The 14,788-nt window shown below is 63.4% G+C and carries 16 protein-coding genes; 10 read left to right on the top strand and 6 right to left on the bottom strand.

Annotation, left to right across the window (positions count from 1 at the left end):
* Positions 1-13 precede the first annotated feature (13 nt).
* From NKH93_RS24220 to NKH93_RS24210, 3 genes are all read right to left on the bottom strand, one after another.
* Positions 14-310 carry a 4a-hydroxytetrahydrobiopterin dehydratase gene (locus tag NKH93_RS24220; protein ID WP_023679826.1) on the bottom strand — a complete coding sequence of 99 codons (297 nt, stop codon included), beginning with the start codon at positions 308-310 and terminating at the stop codon, positions 14-16.
* A 6-nt stretch (positions 311-316) separates the two neighbouring features.
* On the bottom strand, positions 317-913 hold the full coding sequence (gene thpR / locus NKH93_RS24215) for an RNA 2',3'-cyclic phosphodiesterase (RefSeq protein WP_352450198.1): 597 nt from the start codon (positions 911-913) through the stop codon (positions 317-319).
* 137 nt (positions 914-1,050) lie between these two features.
* Positions 1,051-1,695, bottom strand: a complete 645-nt coding sequence (locus NKH93_RS24210; RefSeq protein ID WP_352450197.1) for an arylesterase — start codon at positions 1,693-1,695, stop codon at positions 1,051-1,053.
* Positions 1,696-1,802: 107 nt separating this feature from the next.
* Here NKH93_RS24210 and NKH93_RS24205 point away from each other — a divergent pair, with 107 nt between their 5' ends.
* The 4 genes from NKH93_RS24205 to NKH93_RS24190 all read left to right on the top strand — a co-directional run bounded on the left by NKH93_RS24205 (position 1,803) and on the right by NKH93_RS24190 (position 6,742).
* The gene (locus NKH93_RS24205) at positions 1,803-2,513 is read left to right on the top strand and encodes an ABC transporter ATP-binding protein (protein WP_352920405.1); all 711 of its coding nucleotides are present in this window, start codon (positions 1,803-1,805) and stop codon (positions 2,511-2,513) included.
* Complete coding sequence (locus NKH93_RS24200) at positions 2,513-5,062, top strand: ABC transporter permease (RefSeq protein ID WP_352920581.1); 2,550 nt, start codon at positions 2,513-2,515, stop codon at positions 5,060-5,062. The genes NKH93_RS24205 and NKH93_RS24200 overlap by 1 nt, the downstream gene beginning before the upstream one ends.
* Positions 5,063-5,282: 220 nt before the next feature.
* Positions 5,283-6,062: a Bax inhibitor-1/YccA family protein gene (locus NKH93_RS24195; protein ID WP_254817871.1), complete on the top strand. Its 780-nt coding sequence runs from the start codon at positions 5,283-5,285 to the stop codon at positions 6,060-6,062.
* Positions 6,063-6,172: 110 nt separating this feature from the next.
* Complete coding sequence (locus NKH93_RS24190; RefSeq protein ID WP_352832349.1) at positions 6,173-6,742, top strand: GNAT family N-acetyltransferase; 570 nt, start codon at positions 6,173-6,175, stop codon at positions 6,740-6,742.
* 4 nt (positions 6,743-6,746) lie between these two features.
* On the opposite strand, the gene NKH93_RS24185 is transcribed toward NKH93_RS24190, so the two are convergent.
* Positions 6,747-7,133, bottom strand: a complete 387-nt coding sequence (locus tag NKH93_RS24185; protein ID WP_031212724.1) for a DUF2794 domain-containing protein — start codon at positions 7,131-7,133, stop codon at positions 6,747-6,749.
* Positions 7,134-7,608: 475 nt separating this feature from the next.
* Positions 7,609-8,358, bottom strand: coding sequence for a DUF1223 domain-containing protein (locus NKH93_RS24180; protein WP_352470828.1), 750 nt, complete (start codon positions 8,356-8,358; stop codon positions 7,609-7,611).
* A 175-nt stretch (positions 8,359-8,533) separates the two neighbouring features.
* Between NKH93_RS24180 and NKH93_RS24175 the strand changes: the two genes are divergently transcribed.
* A complete protein-coding gene (locus tag NKH93_RS24175; RefSeq protein ID WP_352470827.1) occupies positions 8,534-9,214 on the top strand; it encodes a ceramidase domain-containing protein in 681 nt (226 codons plus the stop codon).
* Positions 9,215-9,283: 69 nt separating this feature from the next.
* Here the strand turns inward: NKH93_RS24175 and acnA are convergent, their stop codons facing one another.
* The gene (gene acnA, locus NKH93_RS24170; protein WP_352920410.1) at positions 9,284-11,974 is read right to left on the bottom strand and encodes an aconitate hydratase AcnA; all 2,691 of its coding nucleotides are present in this window, start codon (positions 11,972-11,974) and stop codon (positions 9,284-9,286) included.
* Positions 11,975-12,256: 282 nt separating this feature from the next.
* Here acnA and ccmA point away from each other — a divergent pair, with 282 nt between their 5' ends.
* The 5 genes from ccmA to NKH93_RS24145 all read left to right on the top strand — a co-directional run bounded on the left by ccmA (position 12,257) and on the right by NKH93_RS24145 (position 14,778).
* Positions 12,257-12,856, top strand: coding sequence for a heme ABC exporter ATP-binding protein CcmA (gene ccmA, locus NKH93_RS24165; RefSeq protein WP_352491649.1), 600 nt, complete (start codon positions 12,257-12,259; stop codon positions 12,854-12,856).
* Between the two features lie 37 nt (positions 12,857-12,893).
* The gene (gene ccmB, locus NKH93_RS24160; protein WP_352470824.1) at positions 12,894-13,559 is read left to right on the top strand and encodes a heme exporter protein CcmB; all 666 of its coding nucleotides are present in this window, start codon (positions 12,894-12,896) and stop codon (positions 13,557-13,559) included.
* A complete protein-coding gene (locus NKH93_RS24155; protein WP_352920413.1) occupies positions 13,559-13,936 on the top strand; it encodes an Imm50 family immunity protein in 378 nt (125 codons plus the stop codon). The genes ccmB and NKH93_RS24155 overlap by 1 nt, the downstream gene beginning before the upstream one ends.
* A gap of 102 nt (positions 13,937-14,038) precedes the next feature.
* A complete protein-coding gene (gene ccmD, locus NKH93_RS24150) occupies positions 14,039-14,206 on the top strand; it encodes a heme exporter protein CcmD (RefSeq protein WP_352456348.1) in 168 nt (55 codons plus the stop codon).
* Positions 14,203-14,778: a DsbE family thiol:disulfide interchange protein gene (locus NKH93_RS24145; protein ID WP_352491647.1), complete on the top strand. Its 576-nt coding sequence runs from the start codon at positions 14,203-14,205 to the stop codon at positions 14,776-14,778. Before ccmD ends, NKH93_RS24145 begins: the two co-directional genes overlap by 4 nt.
* Positions 14,779-14,788 lie beyond the last annotated feature (10 nt).

Raw genomic sequence — 14,788 nt, 5'->3', positions numbered from 1 at the left:
GGTGCAGACAGGCTCAGCCGCCGAAATAGCGGTTCATTTTCCTGGCCAGATCGAAATCCAGCGCGGTCAGGCCGCCGGCGTCGTGCGTGTTGAGGGTCACGTTCACCGTCTTGTAGACGTTCGACCAGTCGGGATGGTGGTCCATCTTCTCCGCGGCCAGGGCAACGCGGGTCATGAAGGCAAAGGCTTCGGAGAAATTCTTGAAGGTGAAGCTGCGGGTGATCGAGCCACCATCCTTGGCCAGCGACCAGCCGTCGAGGCCGGCAAGTTCGGCGCGGATCGCCTCTTTTGCTAGTTTCTCCCTGGCCATGTCCGTCTACCGCATGATCCGCGAAGCGTCGGCGGCGCCGACCAAACGGCTGGCGACGCGGTTGTCGGCACCTGAAAGCGGCCAGGCCTCCTCGACGACGTAAGGCCCGCCGCCAACCGAATCGCGCGACGACATCAGCACGAAGCGGCCGACCCGGAACGGCAGCGTCGAAAAATTGCCGCGTGCCGACAGGTACTGGGCGACGTCGAGCGGGCTCGAATTGCGCAGGCGGGCCAGCGTCACATGCGGCATGAACTTGCGCGGGTCGGCCGGGATGCCGAGCCGCTGGCAGATGCGCTCGATCTCGGCCTGCAATGCGGAAAGATCGGGCGAAGCGGCGACCCCGGCCCACACCGCATGCGGCTTCTTCTGGCCGAAGGCGCCGACGCCGGACAGCGTCAGCGGGAAGGACGGGCGGTGAACACGGTCAAGCGCATTGGCGATGTCGTCGGCGACATGGCCCTCGACATCGCCGATGAAGCGCAGCGTCAGATGATAGTTTTCGACGTCGATCCAGCGGGCTCCCGGCAGGCCGCCCCTGAGCAGGGACAGCGAAAGAGCGGCATCACGCGGTATCTCGAGGGCGGTAAAAAGACGCGGCATGGGAAGCCTCCTGTCCTCGAATCGAACTCTTGCCCCTAGCGAATCATCGATATCCAAACGGGGCAAGGGGTTTGTTGGTCGCAGGCCTGCCTAAAAGCTTCCCCTGCGGAAGGTGTTGCGACGGCGAACCCTCGCCTTCAGGAATTGCCCCGGACCGCTTCAATGGTCTTCTCCACACTGGGCAGGATACCCTCGACGATGCGGTCGACGCCTCGGGCGTTTGGATGAAGGCCGTCCTCGAGTTGCAGGACGGATTGACCGGCGATGCCCTCGAGAAAGAAAGGATAGAGCGGCACGCCATATTTTTCAGCCAGTCGCGGAAAGGTCGCGTCGAAGGCGTTCTGGTAGTCGGCGCCGAGATTGGGCGCCGCGCGCATTCCGGCAAGCAAAACGGCGATCTTGCGCTGCTTCAGCTTTGCCAGCATGGCGTCCAGGTTCTTTTCCGCTATGGCGGGCGAAACGCCGCGCAGCATGTCGTTGGCGCCGAGCTCCAGGATGACCAGTTGCGTGCCGTCCGGCACCGACCAGTCGAGCCGCGACAGACCGCCGCTCGTCGTATCGCCGGAGACGCCGGCGTTGGCGACCGTGACATCGTAGCCCTTGGCGCGCAGCGCCGCCTGCAGCTTCTCGGTGAAGCCCTGACCTGGCCCGAGGCCATAACCCGCCATCAGGCTGTCGCCGAAACCGACAATGGTGAATGGTTCAGCACGCGCCGACGAAATGGCGCCGCAAATGGCGAGGAAAAGGGCGAACGCTGCGGCAAAGGTGTGTTTGAAAGCCATGCGGCAGGCCCCATATGACCAGGAACATCTGTTGGCGAAGGCAGGTTTTCGTCTTTGTCGAGCATCGGATGCACTAGCCTTCATCCCCCATATAGGACGATTTGATTTTGGAAGAAGCCGTCATTTCGCTGAAAGACGTATCGCTGACGCTCGGCGAAGGTGCATCCTCGGTCCATGTGCTGAAGGGCGTCAGCCTCGATGTTGCGGGCGGCGAAGCGACAGGCATCGTTGGACCTTCAGGTTCGGGAAAGTCGACATTGCTGATGGTTTTGGCCGGACTTGAAAGGGTCGATTCGGGCACGGTCCGAATTGCCGGCGAGCTGCTAAACGGCAAAAGCGAAGATCAGATCGCATCGTTTCGGGGACGAAACATCGGCATCGTGTTCCAATCTTTCCATCTCATCCCTAATATGACGGCGCTGGAAAACGTTGCTGTCCCGCTGGAGCTTGCCGGCCATGTCGATCCATTCGGCGTGGCGGCGCGCGAGCTGGCGGCGGTCGGTCTCAGCGATCGCGTCACCCATTACCCCGGCGAATTGTCTGGCGGCGAGCAACAGCGCGTGGCGATCGCCCGGGCACTGGCGCCGTCGCCGCGCATCCTGATCGCCGACGAGCCGACCGGCAATCTCGACCAGGCAACGGGGCGGCACGTCGCCGACCTGCTGTTTGCCAAGGCGGCCGAACGCGGCATGACGCTGGTGCTGGTCACGCATGACCCGGTACTCGCGGCGCGCTGCTCGCGCCAGGTGTCGATGCGGTCGGGGCTGATCGAAGACGCGCCTAAGCCGGCCACCAGGGCTGGCAGGGTGACCGCATGATGCCACTGGCGCGCACGCTGAGGCTCGCCTTTCGGTTTTCGCTGCGAGAAATGCGTGGCGGGCTGTCCGGCTTCCTGATCTTCCTTGCCTGCATCGCGCTCGGCGTCGCTGCGATCGGCGGCGTCAATTCGGTGGCGCAAGCGATTTCCGCCGGTGTTGCCGACCAGGGCCAGACGCTGCTCGGCGGCGATCTCCGCTTCCAGCTCAACCAGCGCGATCCGACCAGATCCGAACGCAGCTTCCTCGACCAGCTTGGCACGGTTTCGCACAGTGCCAATATGCGCTCGATGGCGAGGCTCGAGGACGGCTCCGACCAGGCGCTGGTCGAGGCCAAGGCGGTCGACGGCGCCTATCCGCTCTACGGCGCGCTGGAGACCGAGCCGGTGCTGTCGCGAGAGGATCTGTTCGGCGAAAAATCCGGCGTCTTCGGCGCCGCCGCGCCGGACCTCTTGTTCGAGCGGCTGAACCTTGGCATCGGTGACCGGCTGAAGCTCGGCAGCGCGACGTTCGAGCTGCGCGCCAGGCTGGTCAACGAGCCGGATGCGGTGTCGGATGGCTTCGGCTTTGCGCCGCGGCTGATGGTGTCGACCGACGGGCTTGCCGCTTCCGACCTGATCCAGCCGGGCAGCCTGGTCGAGAACGCCTATAAGGTCCGGCTGCCCGGCGGCACCGGCGAGGCACGGATCAAGGCGATCCAGGACCAGGCGGCAAAAGAGTTCCCGCAGGCCGGCTGGTCGATCCGCACCCGCAGCAACGCGGCGCCGGCGCTGTCCTCGAATATCGAGCGGTTTTCGCAATTCCTGACGCTGGTTGGGTTGACAGCGCTGGTGGTCGGCGGCGTCGGCGTGGCCAATGCCGTGCGTGCCTATCTCGACGGCAAGCGCGGCGTCATCGCCACCTTCAAGAGCCTGGGGGCTTCGGGCGGGTTCGTCTTTGCCGTCTATCTGGTGCAGATCCTGATGATCGCCGCCCTCGGCATCACGCTAGGCCTTGTGCTTGGCGCGCTGATGCCGTTCGCGGCCAGCGCGGCACTCCAATCGGTCATTCCAGTGCCGGCGGAAGGTGGGTTCTATCCCGGCGCCCTCGGCATGGCAGCGCTGTTCGGGCTGCTGGTGACGCTGGCTTTCGCCTTGCTGCCGCTCGGCCGCGCCCGCGACGTGCCGGCAACGGCGCTGTTTCGCGAAATGGGATTCGAGGGCCGCGGTTTTCCCCGCCCGCTCTATATCGCCGCGGCATTGGGCATCGCGCTGCTGCTCGCGGTACTGGCGATCCTGTTTTCCGGCGACCGCCGTATTGCCTCGATCTTCGTTGGCGCCACGATCTTTTCGTTCCTGGTGCTGCGTGTGGTCGGCTCGCTGGTGCAGTGGGCGGCGAAGAAAAGCCCGCGCGTGCGCTCGACCGCGCTCAGGCTCGCCATCGGCAACATCCATCGGCCTGGCGCCTTGACGCCGTCCGTGGTGCTGTCGTTGGGACTCGGGCTGACGCTGCTGGTGACGCTGGCGCTGATCGACGGCAATCTCAGGCGGCAGATCTCGGGCAGCCTGCCGGAAAGGGCACCGAACTTCTTCTTCGTCGATATCCAGAGCAGTGACGTCGATGCCTTCTCCGCGCTGGTCGGCAAAGAGGCACCGCAAGGCAGGCTGATCAAGGTGCCGATGTTGCGCGGCCGGGTGATGGCGCTCAACGGCGTCAATGTCGACAAGGTCAAGGTTCCGGCCGAAGGCGCCTGGGTACTGCGCGGCGACCGTGGCCTGACCTATGACGCAAAGCTGCCGGAGAATGCGACGCTGACCGAGGGCAGCTGGTGGCCGGAGAACTATGCCGGCGAGCCGCTGGTCTCGTTTTCCGCCGAGGAAGGCAAAGAGATCGGGCTGAAGCTCGGCGACACCATCACCGTCAACGTGCTCGGCCGCAACATCACGGCCAAGATCGCCAATTTCCGCCAGGTCGAATGGGAAACCATAGGCATCAATTTCGTCATGGTGTTCTCGCCCAACACGTTCGCCGGTGCGCCGCATGGCTGGTTGGCGACGCTGACCGAGACGAATGCGTCGGCAGCCGACGATGCGCATCTTCTCAACGCCGCCACGCGTGCCTTTCCCGCGGTGACGACGGTCAGGGTCAAGGACGCGCTCGAAATCGTCAACCGGCTGGTGGCGCAGCTCGGCACAGCAATCAGGGCAGCAGCGGGGGTGGCGTTGATCGCCTCGGTGCTGGTGCTGGCCGGGGCGCTCGCCGCCGGCAACCGGGCTCGCATTCACGACGCGGTGGTGCTGAAGACCCTGGGTGCGACCAGAAAAACGCTGATCGCCGCGTTTTCGCTGGAATACATGCTGATCGGCCTTGCTACCGCGATCTTCGCGCTGGCGGCGGGCGCTGTGGCGGCATGGTTCGTCGTCGCGCGCATCATGACGCTGCCATCGCACTTCATGCCCGAGGTGGCGGTGGCGACCATCGGCTTTTCGCTGGTGGTCACGGTCGGCATCGGCCTTGCCGGCACGTGGCGGGTGCTGGGCCACAAGGCGGCGCCGGTGCTGCGGAATCTTTGAGCCAGAGCCGGTTTCGATTAAATCTCGGTAAATGTTCCGGGCGGGAAGGCCAATAAAACCGTATCTCCGGCACTTCACGGAGCATTACGCTTGGTTACGGTCTTGTCCTTTACGCCAAGAACCATCATATTTCGGCGCAGGCATGCTGGAGCCCCGCCAGCGGCGCCTGGGTTCAAAAGGACCTGACACCGGACGGGGCAGAAGCAATATGAGGATTTCCATGGCTGATCCCGTTCGCAATTATCAGACGCGCGCCGTGCCCGGCGCCGGCGTCGATGCTGCCATCGACCAGGGCCTGCGGGCCTACATGATCAAGGTCTACAATCTGATGGGGCTTGGCCTCCTCATCACCGGCCTTGCCGCGGTCGGCACAATCATGCTGGCCACTACCAGCGATCCCGCCTCGGCGGTCGCGACGTTGCCAAGCGGCGAGATGCTGACCTCGTTCGGCTACGCGATCTTCGGCTCGCCGCTGAAATGGCTGGTGATCTTCGCCCCGCTGGCAGCGGTGATGTTCCTGTCGTTCCGCGTCCAGTCGATGAGCGTTTCGGCCGCGCAGACGACATTCTGGGTCTATGCCGGCCTCGTCGGCCTGTCGCTGTCGTCGATCTTCCTGGTCTACACCACCGCCAGCATCTCGCAGACCTTCTTCGCCACCGCCGCCGCCTTTGGCGGGCTGTCGCTCTACGGCTACACGACCAAGCGCGATCTCTCGGCGTTCGGGTCGTTCCTGGTCATGGGCCTGGTCGGCCTGATCATCGCGATGGTGATCAACATCTTCCTGCAGTCGTCGGCGCTTTCCTTCGCCGTTTCGGCGATCGGCGTGCTGATCTTCGCGGGCCTCACCGCCTACGACACGCAGAACATCAAGGAGATGTACTTCGAGGGCGACGAGACCGATGTCGCCGGCCGCAAGGCGATTATGGGCGCATTGAGGCTCTATCTCGACTTCATCAACCTGTTTATGTTTCTGCTGCAGTTCATGGGCGACCGTCGCTAAATACGGTTTTCCTGGACCAGCGAGTTCGAAAAGGGCGGCCCAATGGCCGCCCTTTTCTTTTGTACCGGCTTTTGCTGTGATATAGGGCAGATGAACGACGTGCCTAAATTATGAGCTGCATCACCTTGCGGGCCGCGACGTCGGCCGATCTCGACCGGATCACGGAAATCTATGCCGACGCGGTGACGAATGGCACGGCGAGCTATGAACTCGAACCGCCGAGCCGCGCCGAGATGGGCACGCGCTTCGACACTCTGATGGCGGGCGGCTTTCCCTATCTCGTTGCGGAAAAGGCCGGCGGCGTGCTCGGCTATGCCTATGCCGGGGCGTTCCGGCCGCGCCCGGCCTACCGCTTCGTCGTCGAGGATTCCGTCTATGTCGCGCCCGAGGCCAAAGGGCAAGGCGTCGGGCTGCTCTTGATGCAAGGGCTGATCGAAGCGGCCAAGGCGGCGGGTTTTCGCCAGATCATCGCGGTGATCGGCGACGGCCGGCCCGACAGCGCCTCGGTGCGGTTGCACGAGAAGCTCGGCTTTCGTCATTCCGGCCGCCTGGAAGGCTCAGGCTATAAGCACGGACGCTGGCTGGACACGGTTTTCATGCAGCTGCCGATCAACGGCGGGGCGTCCATCCCGCCTGATCCGCAATCGCTGCCCGAGCGCAAGTTCCGCCTGCAAAAATAAAGGGTTACGCCTCGACCAGCTTCAGTGTTCGGTCGAACACGCCAAGCACCCGGCCGAGTTCCTGGCCGCGCTTGAGGATGCGCCCGCCGGCGGCGATGACGGCGAACGCGCCTTGCCGGCGCGCCAGCTTCGGATCCTTGACGATCTGGAAAAGCGGCACTTCGCTGGTGCGGCGGAAGACGGAAAAAACGGCGCGGTCGGCGAGATGGTCGATGGCATAGTCGCGCCACTCATTGGCGGCAACCATACGGCCGTAGAGCCTGAGGATCTGGTCCAGTTCGCGCCGGTCGAACCGCACCGGCTGGTCGAGGCGTTCGCGTCTTGCCTCATGCAGCGGGATCAATATTGCGGATGCGTCCCCATCCTCCGTCCCGCTGCTGCGATCAGTCATGCCTGGATCCTCGCAATGAATCGTACGCCGACCAAAGTTGGCGCTTTCGTTGCCGAATTGCAAGGCCCGGCCGGGCAACGGCAGCACCGTGCGGTTTCTCCAGCGTCCAGTCACGTTTGCGAAACGCCTGTTGAAATTGGTGATGCTTCGCCACAATCCTGCCTTTTTTTATCCGTGCTCATGCCCCAATGTCCGACGAATTTACCGGCGTTGCCTGAGACGGTTCGGTCCGGCACCGGCTCGTAAACCCCAAGCCCCCCGCCCACGGGTCTGCGTCGGATCGAACCAACCTCGGTTTTTCCTTGGAAAGATCGGGTGCGACGATCCCAAAACCTAAATGACCGGCGTCAGAAGCAAGCTGACGCCGGTTTTTTATTAGCCGTGGCGATGCGATCCATCCAGATAGGCTGTCGTCGGAGGCTTGAGCGCGGTTATCCCTTCTCCCACAACAAGGGGAGAACGGGGGGCGCCCTATCTAAGGCTTGCGGATAAAGGCTGCGCCCAGGATCGGCCCGGGCATGCCGTCCTTGCCGACCGACTGCAGCAGCACGGCGCAGCCGCCCTTCTTGGCGATCTCGCTCATCGGCAGTTCGTAGCGCTGCGCCTTGCCGTGCCACATGCCGGCGGTCTGGATGCTGGAGACGGCGTTCCAGTAGGTCATGCTGCGGCCACTGTTTTCACCCTTGCCGATCTTTATCGTCTGCGGCGGATTGAAATAGACGATGACGACATGCGCGTCGGTTGGGCCGGTCACAGCGTCGCCGGCATCGATCATGACGCGATCGCTGGTCCGGCTGACCTTGATGCCGACGCGCATGCCTTCGCCGACCCTCTCCATGCGGGCCAGCGCGCCGTCGACTTCCTTGCGGCTGGCGCCGTTGACATGGCTGCGGCCGTTTATGACGGCTTGCGGGGTGTAGACGGAACGACTGCCGAAGGCGCGCATATACTCGTATTGCCGCTCGGTATTTTCCTTGCGGCTCAGCGTGTCCTGCCAGCCGAGGTAATCCCAATAATCGACATGATAGGCGAGCGCGACGATGTCCTCCTTGGCGGCGAGCTCGGCGAAGAATTCATCTGCCGGCGGACAGGAGTTGCATCCCTGGCTGGTGAAGAGCTCGACGACGCCTAATGGCTTGTCGGTTGGCTCGGCAAGGGCCCTGCCGGCAAACGCCGAGAGGGCCAGCGCAAGGGCCGCAAGCCGCAATGGTCTTCGAGATGGCATGGCCGTTCCGATCCCGCCGGTGACGCCGGCTTTGTTCTGGTTGTCGAAATATGTGGCAGAAGCGGCAGTCAACGGGAAGTCACGTTGCGGTGAAATTTTGCCGTTGCAACCGCTGGCAAGGGCGCAATAGGTGGACTTGCACTTCACCATGGAAGCGATTCGGGCGGCAATCAGCATGTGGCAATCTCTCCTGGCGCCGGTCGACCTCTATTGCGAACGGACGGGGCCGGAATTCTGGGCCGAACCGCTCAATGCGCTGAGCAATCTGGCTTTTTTTGCCGCCGGGCTATGGGGTGTCTGGCAGGTGCGCAAGCGCGGCACCGGCACCTTCGCCGAAGTGCTGGCCTGGTGGGTGGTGGCGATCGGCGTCGGCTCGTCGCTGTTCCACACCTTTGCCAACCGTGGCACGGTCTGGGCCGACGTGCTGCCGATCGCCGGGTTCACGCTGGCCTACACGCTGTTCAACCTGCGGCGTTTTCTCGGCATGAAATGGGGCAAGGCGATCGCCATTTTCGTCGCCTTCTATGCCGTCGCCGGGCTGGTGACCTTTGCCGTGCCCGACTGGCTGCGCCAGGCGTCGAACGGGACGACCGGCTATCTGCCGCCCTTCCTGGCGCTCGCCTTCTTCGGGGCCATGGTGGCGGCCAGCGGCAACCGTGCCGGCTGGTACAATCTGGCGGGCTCGGCGATCTTCGTCGTGTCGGTCATCTGCCGGATGATCGATCCGCTGGTCTGCGGCGGCTTTCCGCTCGGCACGCATTTCCTGTGGCACATATTCAACGGGCTGATGCTCGGCGTGCTGCTGGCGGCGACAGCGCGGTTCGGAAAGCCGGGAATTAGGGCAGTAGGGCAGTAGGGCAGTAGGGGAATAAGTCGCTTCTCCTTGCTTCACCCTACTGCCCTACTCCCTTATTGCCCTACTCCCTTAAGCGGCCAGATCGCGCAGCACGTATTGCAGGATGCCGCCATTCTTGAAGTAGTCGAGCTCGTCCAGCGTATCGATGCGGCAGATGATCGGAACCTCTTTGACGCTGCCGTCGCCGTAGGTGATCCTGGCGATCATCTTCTGCCGCGGCTTGATGTTGCCCAGTCCGTCGATCTCGACCAGTTCGTCGCCCTTGAGGTTGAGCGAGGCCCATGAGGTGCCTTCCTCGAAGACGAAGGGGATCACGCCCATGCCGACCAAATTGGAGCGGTGGATGCGCTCGAAGGACTGGGCGATGACCGCGCGGACGCCCAGCAAATTGGTGCCCTTGGCCGCCCAGTCACGCGACGAGCCGTTGCCATATTCGACGCCGGCGAAGATGACCAGCGGCACGCCTTCCTTCTTGTATCGCATGGCGGCGTCGTAGATCGATTCCTCTTCTTTCGACGGGTAATGGATGGTGTAGCCGCCCTCGCGGCCGTTCTCGCCCAGCATGTGGTTGCGGATGCGGATGTTGGCGAAGGTGCCGCGCATCATTACCTCATGATTGCCGCGGCGCGTGCCGTACTGGTTGAAATCGGCGACGCCGACGCCGTGGTCGGTGAGGTACTTGCCGGCCGGCGAGGCCGCCTTGATCGAACCGGCCGGCGAAATGTGGTCGGTGGTGATCTTGTCGCCGAACAGACCGAGCACACGCGCGCCCTTGATATCGCCGATCTTGCCGAAGCCCGACGTCATGCCGGCGAAATAGGGCGGGTTCTGCACATAGGTGGAATTGTCGTCCCAGGCATAGGTCTGGCCTTCCGGCGCCTTGACGTTCTGCCAGTACTCGTCGCCCTTGAAGACGTCTGCATATTTGCGGGCGAACAATTCGCGCGTGACGTTCTTCTCGATGAATTCCTGGATCTCGACCGAACTCGGCCAGATATCCTTGAGATAGACCGGATTGCCGTTGCGATCCTCGCCGAGCGGTTCGGTGGTCAGATCCTTGGTCACGGTCCCGGCCAGCGCGTGGGCGACGACCAGTGGCGGCGAGGCGAGATAGTTCGCTTGCACGTCGGGCGAGACGCGGCCTTCGAAATTGCGGTTGCCGGACAAGACTGCCGCAGCAATCAAGCCCTTATCGTTGATGGTCTTGGAGATCGGCGCCGGCAATGGGCCGGAATTGCCGATGCAGGTGGTGCAGCCGAAGCCGACCAGGTTGAAGCCGATCTGGTCGAGCTCCTTCTGCAGGCCGGATTTCTCGAGATATTCGGCGACGACCTGGCTGCCCGGCGCCAATGAGGTCTTGACCCACGGCTTCTGCTCGAGGCCGAGCCGGTTGGCATTGCGCGCCAACAGCCCGGCGCCGATCAGCACGCTCGGGTTCGATGTGTTGGTGCAGGAGGTGATGGCGGCGATGACCACATCGCCATGGCCAAGATCGTAGCTCGTGCCCTCGACGGCATAGCGCTTGTCGATTTCGGCGGCCTTCCTGTATTCGGACTCCATGGCCTTGGCGAAGCCAGCCGGAATGTCTTCAAGTGCGACCCGGCCTTCCGGCCGCTTCGGGCCGGCCATCGACGGGACGACACTGCCGAGATCGAGCTCCAGCAGGTCGGTGAAGACCGGATCGGCCGAGCCGGCATCGCGCCACAAGCCTTGCGCCTTCGAATAAGCCTCGACCAGGGCGATGCGGCTTTCGTCGCGACCGGACATTGTCAGATAGCGGATGGTTTCGCTGTCGACCGGGAAGAAGCCGCAGGTGGCGCCATATTCCGGCGCCATGTTGCCGATGGTGGCGCGGTCGGCCAGCGTCATGTTGGACAGGCCCGGCCCGAAGAATTCGACGAACTTGCCGACGACGCCCTTCTTGCGCAGCATCTGGGTGACGGTGAGCACCAGGTCGGTGGCGGTGACGCCTTCCCTCAGCCTGCCGGTGAGCCGGAAGCCGATGACTTCAGGCAGCAGCATGGAGACCGGCTGGCCAAGCATCGCGGCCTCCGCCTCGATGCCGCCGACGCCCCAGCCGAGCACGCCGAGGCCGTTGATCATCGTGGTATGTGAATCGGTGCCGACGCAGGTGTCGGGATAGGCGGTGGTCTCGCCGTCTTCGCTGTTGGTCCACACGACCTGGCCGAGATATTCGAGATTGACCTGATGGCAGATGCCGGTGCCGGGCGGCACGACGCGGAAATTGCGGAACGCCTGCTGGCCCCATTTCAGGAACTTGTAGCGTTCCTCGTTGCGCTCATATTCAAGCTCGACATTGCGGGCGAAAGCCAACGGCGTGCCGAATTCGTCGACGATGACCGAGTGGTCGATGACCAGATCGACCGGCACCAGCGGATTGATCTTTTGCGGATCGCCGCCGAGCGAGGCCATGGCGTCGCGCATGGCGGCAAGGTCGACCACGGCTGGAACGCCGGTGAAATCCTGCATCAGCACGCGAGCCGGGCGATAGGCGATCTCGACGCCGGCAGTGCCCCGGTCAGTCAGCCAGCCGGCGACCGCCTGGATGCTCTCCTTGGTAACGGAACGGCCGTCCTCGTTGCGCAGCAGATTCTCCAGCAGCACCTTCATCGAATAGGGCAATTGGGCAATACCGGTGAGGCCGTTCTTTTCGGCCTCGACAAGGTCATAGTAAATGTACTCGGTGCCGCTGGCGGTCAGCGTGCGGCGGCAATTGAAGCTGTCGAGTGATTTGGACACGTGCGATCCCTAACTGTCGGTTGCCGGAAGGGAACGGACGCCAGTGGGCATGCAAATCACGCGCAAAGGTGCGGGTACGGCCATTTCCGCTATCCGTTCCCAAGCGTCCGGGCCGTTCAAGGCGGCACGCGCGCTGGTTCGGCGCAAATTCGGTTCCCGTGCCGACCGCTGGCACGGATGATGCGGATATAGAGAATTTTCTGGAATAGTTCTAGACACGGAATCGCCATTTTTGGTGCGGCGCACCGAAGCCGCGCCTGAACTTTCGGCGAAGGGGGACGGATGCGGCTGATCGCCGAAAATCTGGGCGGCGAACGCGGCGGCGAGACGGTATTTTCCGGCATCGAATTCGCGCTGGGGGATGGCCAGGCGCTGGTCGTCACCGGGCCGAACGGCGCCGGCAAATCGACGCTGCTCAGGATCGTCGCCGGACTGTTGCCGGTGGCGGCAGGCCGTGTGCGGCTCGAAGGTGGTGGCGAAGACTTTCCGTCGGCCGCCTCGGCGTGTCACTATCTCGGCCACCTCAACGCGATGAAGACGGCGCTGAGCGTTACGGAAAACCTGTGCTTCTGGCGCGATTTTTCGGGCGCCGGTTCCGCGGGTGTTGAAGAGGCGCTGGAAACCGTCGGGCTGGGCGGCATCGGCCATCTGCCTTTCGGCTATCTCTCGACCGGGCAACGTCGCCGCGCGGCGATTGCAAAACTGCTGGTAAGCCACCGGCCATTGTGGCTGCTCGATGAGCCGACGGCAGGACTGGACAAGGCTTCGGAGGAGAGATTCGGCGAATTGATGGGGAAACACCTCGAGAGTGGGGGGATCGTGGTTGCGGCGACGCATTTGCCGCTGGGGATCGAGGGAAAGGAATTGAGGATGACCGGCTGATGTTGGCATTCCTTCACGGGCGAAAGCATCTCACATCATGCTAGCCCTCTTCCTGCGCGACATCCGCCTGAGTATCCGCGCCGGCGGCGGGGCGCTTACCGGCGTGATTTTCTTTCTCGCCGTTATCGCGACCATCCCCTTCGGCGTCGGTCCCGAGCTGAAGCTGCTGGCCCGCATCGGCCCGGCGATCCTGTGGATCGCCGCATTGCTGGCCTGCTTGCTCGGCCTCGACCGGCTGTTCCAGGCCGACCGCGAGGACGGCTCGCTCGATCTTCTGGTGCTTGGCAACGACCGGCACATGCTGGCCTTGACCGTTCTGACGAAATGCCTGGCGCATTGGGCGGGAAGCGTGCTGCCGCTGGTCATCGCCGCTCCCTTGCTCGGCCTGTTCATGAACATGGAGCCCATCGGCATCGGTGCGACGGCGCTGACGCTTCTGGTCGGTACGCCGGCGATCACCTTCATCGGTGCCGCCGGTGCCGCGGTGGCGGTGGCGCTGCCGCGCGGGGGCCTGCTGATCTCGGTGCTGGTGCTGCCGCTAACCATTCCCGTGCTGATCTTCGGCGTATCAGCAAGCTATGGCGCGGTGGCGAACCCCGATCCTTTTCTGCAGCCCTTCCTCATTCTCGCCGCGCTGACCCTGTTCCTTGCCGTGCTCGGGCCGGTGGCGGCGGCGCTGGCGCTTCGGCACGGAACGGATTGATGTGGCCGCTGCGCATAGAGAACCCGATCTTTCTCCAGACAATCTACGGCAACTATCCGGACCTGTCTTCCGTCGAGGTAACCAAGGCCGAAATCAATCGTGAAGGGCCTAGCATGTACCTTTCCTTCATCTCGACCGTCCTCACCTACCGGCCCCCCGCCAAATGGGCGGCGTTCAATGCCGTGTCTTTCGGGCTTGAGTTCATCGCGGTCGAATCGATTAGCCTTCGCAAGTTCCGGAGCCATGGCTGGAGTGCAATCAGGATGTGGGATGACGCCGGTAGAATCCTGCTTACCTGCGAAGGGGCTGTCAGGCTGTCTCTGACGTGCCAATACATGCGTATCAAAAACATATCAGGTGTTTTGCGTTCGCAGTGACCTTCGGCTTGCGATAACCGCAAATCTGCCGCAGACCCGTTCATTGCGACAAACAGCCGGTGAGGCTATGAATTCCGCCGTGAGAAGCCTTGGATCGGGAAAATGAGCGTTCACGCCCTTTATGTCACCGCCGCCTATGCGATCACGGCCGTGGTGCTGGGTGGGCTGATCGGCTGGATTCTGCTCGACCAGCGCGGCCGCAAGCGAGAGCTTGCCGAGCTGGAGGCATCCGGCGTGCGCCGGCGCTCCGATAAGGCAGTAAAATCATGAGCACGGAAACCCAAACACCGGCGCGCCGCCGCCTGATCGTGCTGCTGCCGCTGGTGGTCTTTCTCGGGCTGGCGGGATTGTTCCTGGCGCAGCTTTTGTCAGGGCGCGACGTGTCGGAAGTGCCGTCAGCGCTGATCGGCCTGCCGGCGCCGCAGACCAACCTGCCGGCGCTCGAAGGCACCAATTTGCCGGGCCTCGATTCAAAACAGTTCGCCGGCAAGGTGACGCTGGTCAACGTCTTCGCGTCCTGGTGCGCGCCGTGCCGCGAAGAGCATCCGGTGCTGCTGGCGCTGTCGCAGGACAGACGCTTCGTCATGGCGGCGCTGAACTACAAGGACCAGCCGGAAAACGCCCGTCGGTTCCTTGGCGATCTCGGCAATCCATTCCAGGCGATCGGCGTCGACCAAGCCGGACGCACGGCGATCGACTGGGGTGTCTACGGCGTGCCGGAAACCTTCGTCATCGGCAAGGATGGCAAGATCGCCTATAAGCATGTCGGGCCGCTGACGCCGGACTCGGCGCGGACGCTGCTGTTACCCGAAATCGAGAAGGCGCTCGCGGCTCCGGGCTGAGACACCTGAA

This window comes from Mesorhizobium sp. M0954 (genome assembly GCF_040319155.1).
Lineage (GTDB): Bacteria > Pseudomonadota > Alphaproteobacteria > Rhizobiales > Rhizobiaceae > Mesorhizobium.
The sequence above is the reverse complement of the archived record's forward strand: the minus strand, read 5'-3'. Positions and strand labels throughout refer to the sequence as shown.

What these genes read in the sequence shown, in the direction of transcription:
- NKH93_RS24155 (WP_352920413.1), top strand. Translation starts at nt 13,559, where the DNA reads ATGTGGCCGCTGCGCATAGAGAACCCGATCTTTCTCCAGACAATCTAC.
- thpR (WP_352450198.1), bottom strand. Translation starts at nt 913, where the DNA reads ATGCCGCGTCTTTTTACCGCCCTCGAGATACCGCGTGATGCCGCTCTT.
- ccmB (WP_352470824.1), top strand. Translation starts at nt 12,894, where the DNA reads ATGCTAGCCCTCTTCCTGCGCGACATCCGCCTGAGTATCCGCGCCGGC.
- NKH93_RS24200 (WP_352920581.1), top strand. Translation starts at nt 2,513, where the DNA reads ATGCCACTGGCGCGCACGCTGAGGCTCGCCTTTCGGTTTTCGCTGCGA.
- NKH93_RS24190 (WP_352832349.1), top strand. Translation starts at nt 6,173, where the DNA reads ATGAGCTGCATCACCTTGCGGGCCGCGACGTCGGCCGATCTCGACCGG.
- NKH93_RS24210 (WP_352450197.1), bottom strand. Translation starts at nt 1,695, where the DNA reads ATGGCTTTCAAACACACCTTTGCCGCAGCGTTCGCCCTTTTCCTCGCC.
- NKH93_RS24185 (WP_031212724.1), bottom strand. Translation starts at nt 7,133, where the DNA reads ATGACTGATCGCAGCAGCGGGACGGAGGATGGGGACGCATCCGCAATA.
- NKH93_RS24180 (WP_352470828.1), bottom strand. Translation starts at nt 8,358, where the DNA reads ATGCCATCTCGAAGACCATTGCGGCTTGCGGCCCTTGCGCTGGCCCTC.
- NKH93_RS24145 (WP_352491647.1), top strand. Translation starts at nt 14,203, where the DNA reads ATGAGCACGGAAACCCAAACACCGGCGCGCCGCCGCCTGATCGTGCTG.
- NKH93_RS24195 (WP_254817871.1), top strand. Translation starts at nt 5,283, where the DNA reads ATGGCTGATCCCGTTCGCAATTATCAGACGCGCGCCGTGCCCGGCGCC.
- ccmD (WP_352456348.1), top strand. Translation starts at nt 14,039, where the DNA reads ATGAGCGTTCACGCCCTTTATGTCACCGCCGCCTATGCGATCACGGCC.
- NKH93_RS24220 (WP_023679826.1), bottom strand. Translation starts at nt 310, where the DNA reads ATGGCCAGGGAGAAACTAGCAAAAGAGGCGATCCGCGCCGAACTTGCC.
- NKH93_RS24175 (WP_352470827.1), top strand. Translation starts at nt 8,534, where the DNA reads ATGTGGCAATCTCTCCTGGCGCCGGTCGACCTCTATTGCGAACGGACG.
- ccmA (WP_352491649.1), top strand. Translation starts at nt 12,257, where the DNA reads ATGCGGCTGATCGCCGAAAATCTGGGCGGCGAACGCGGCGGCGAGACG.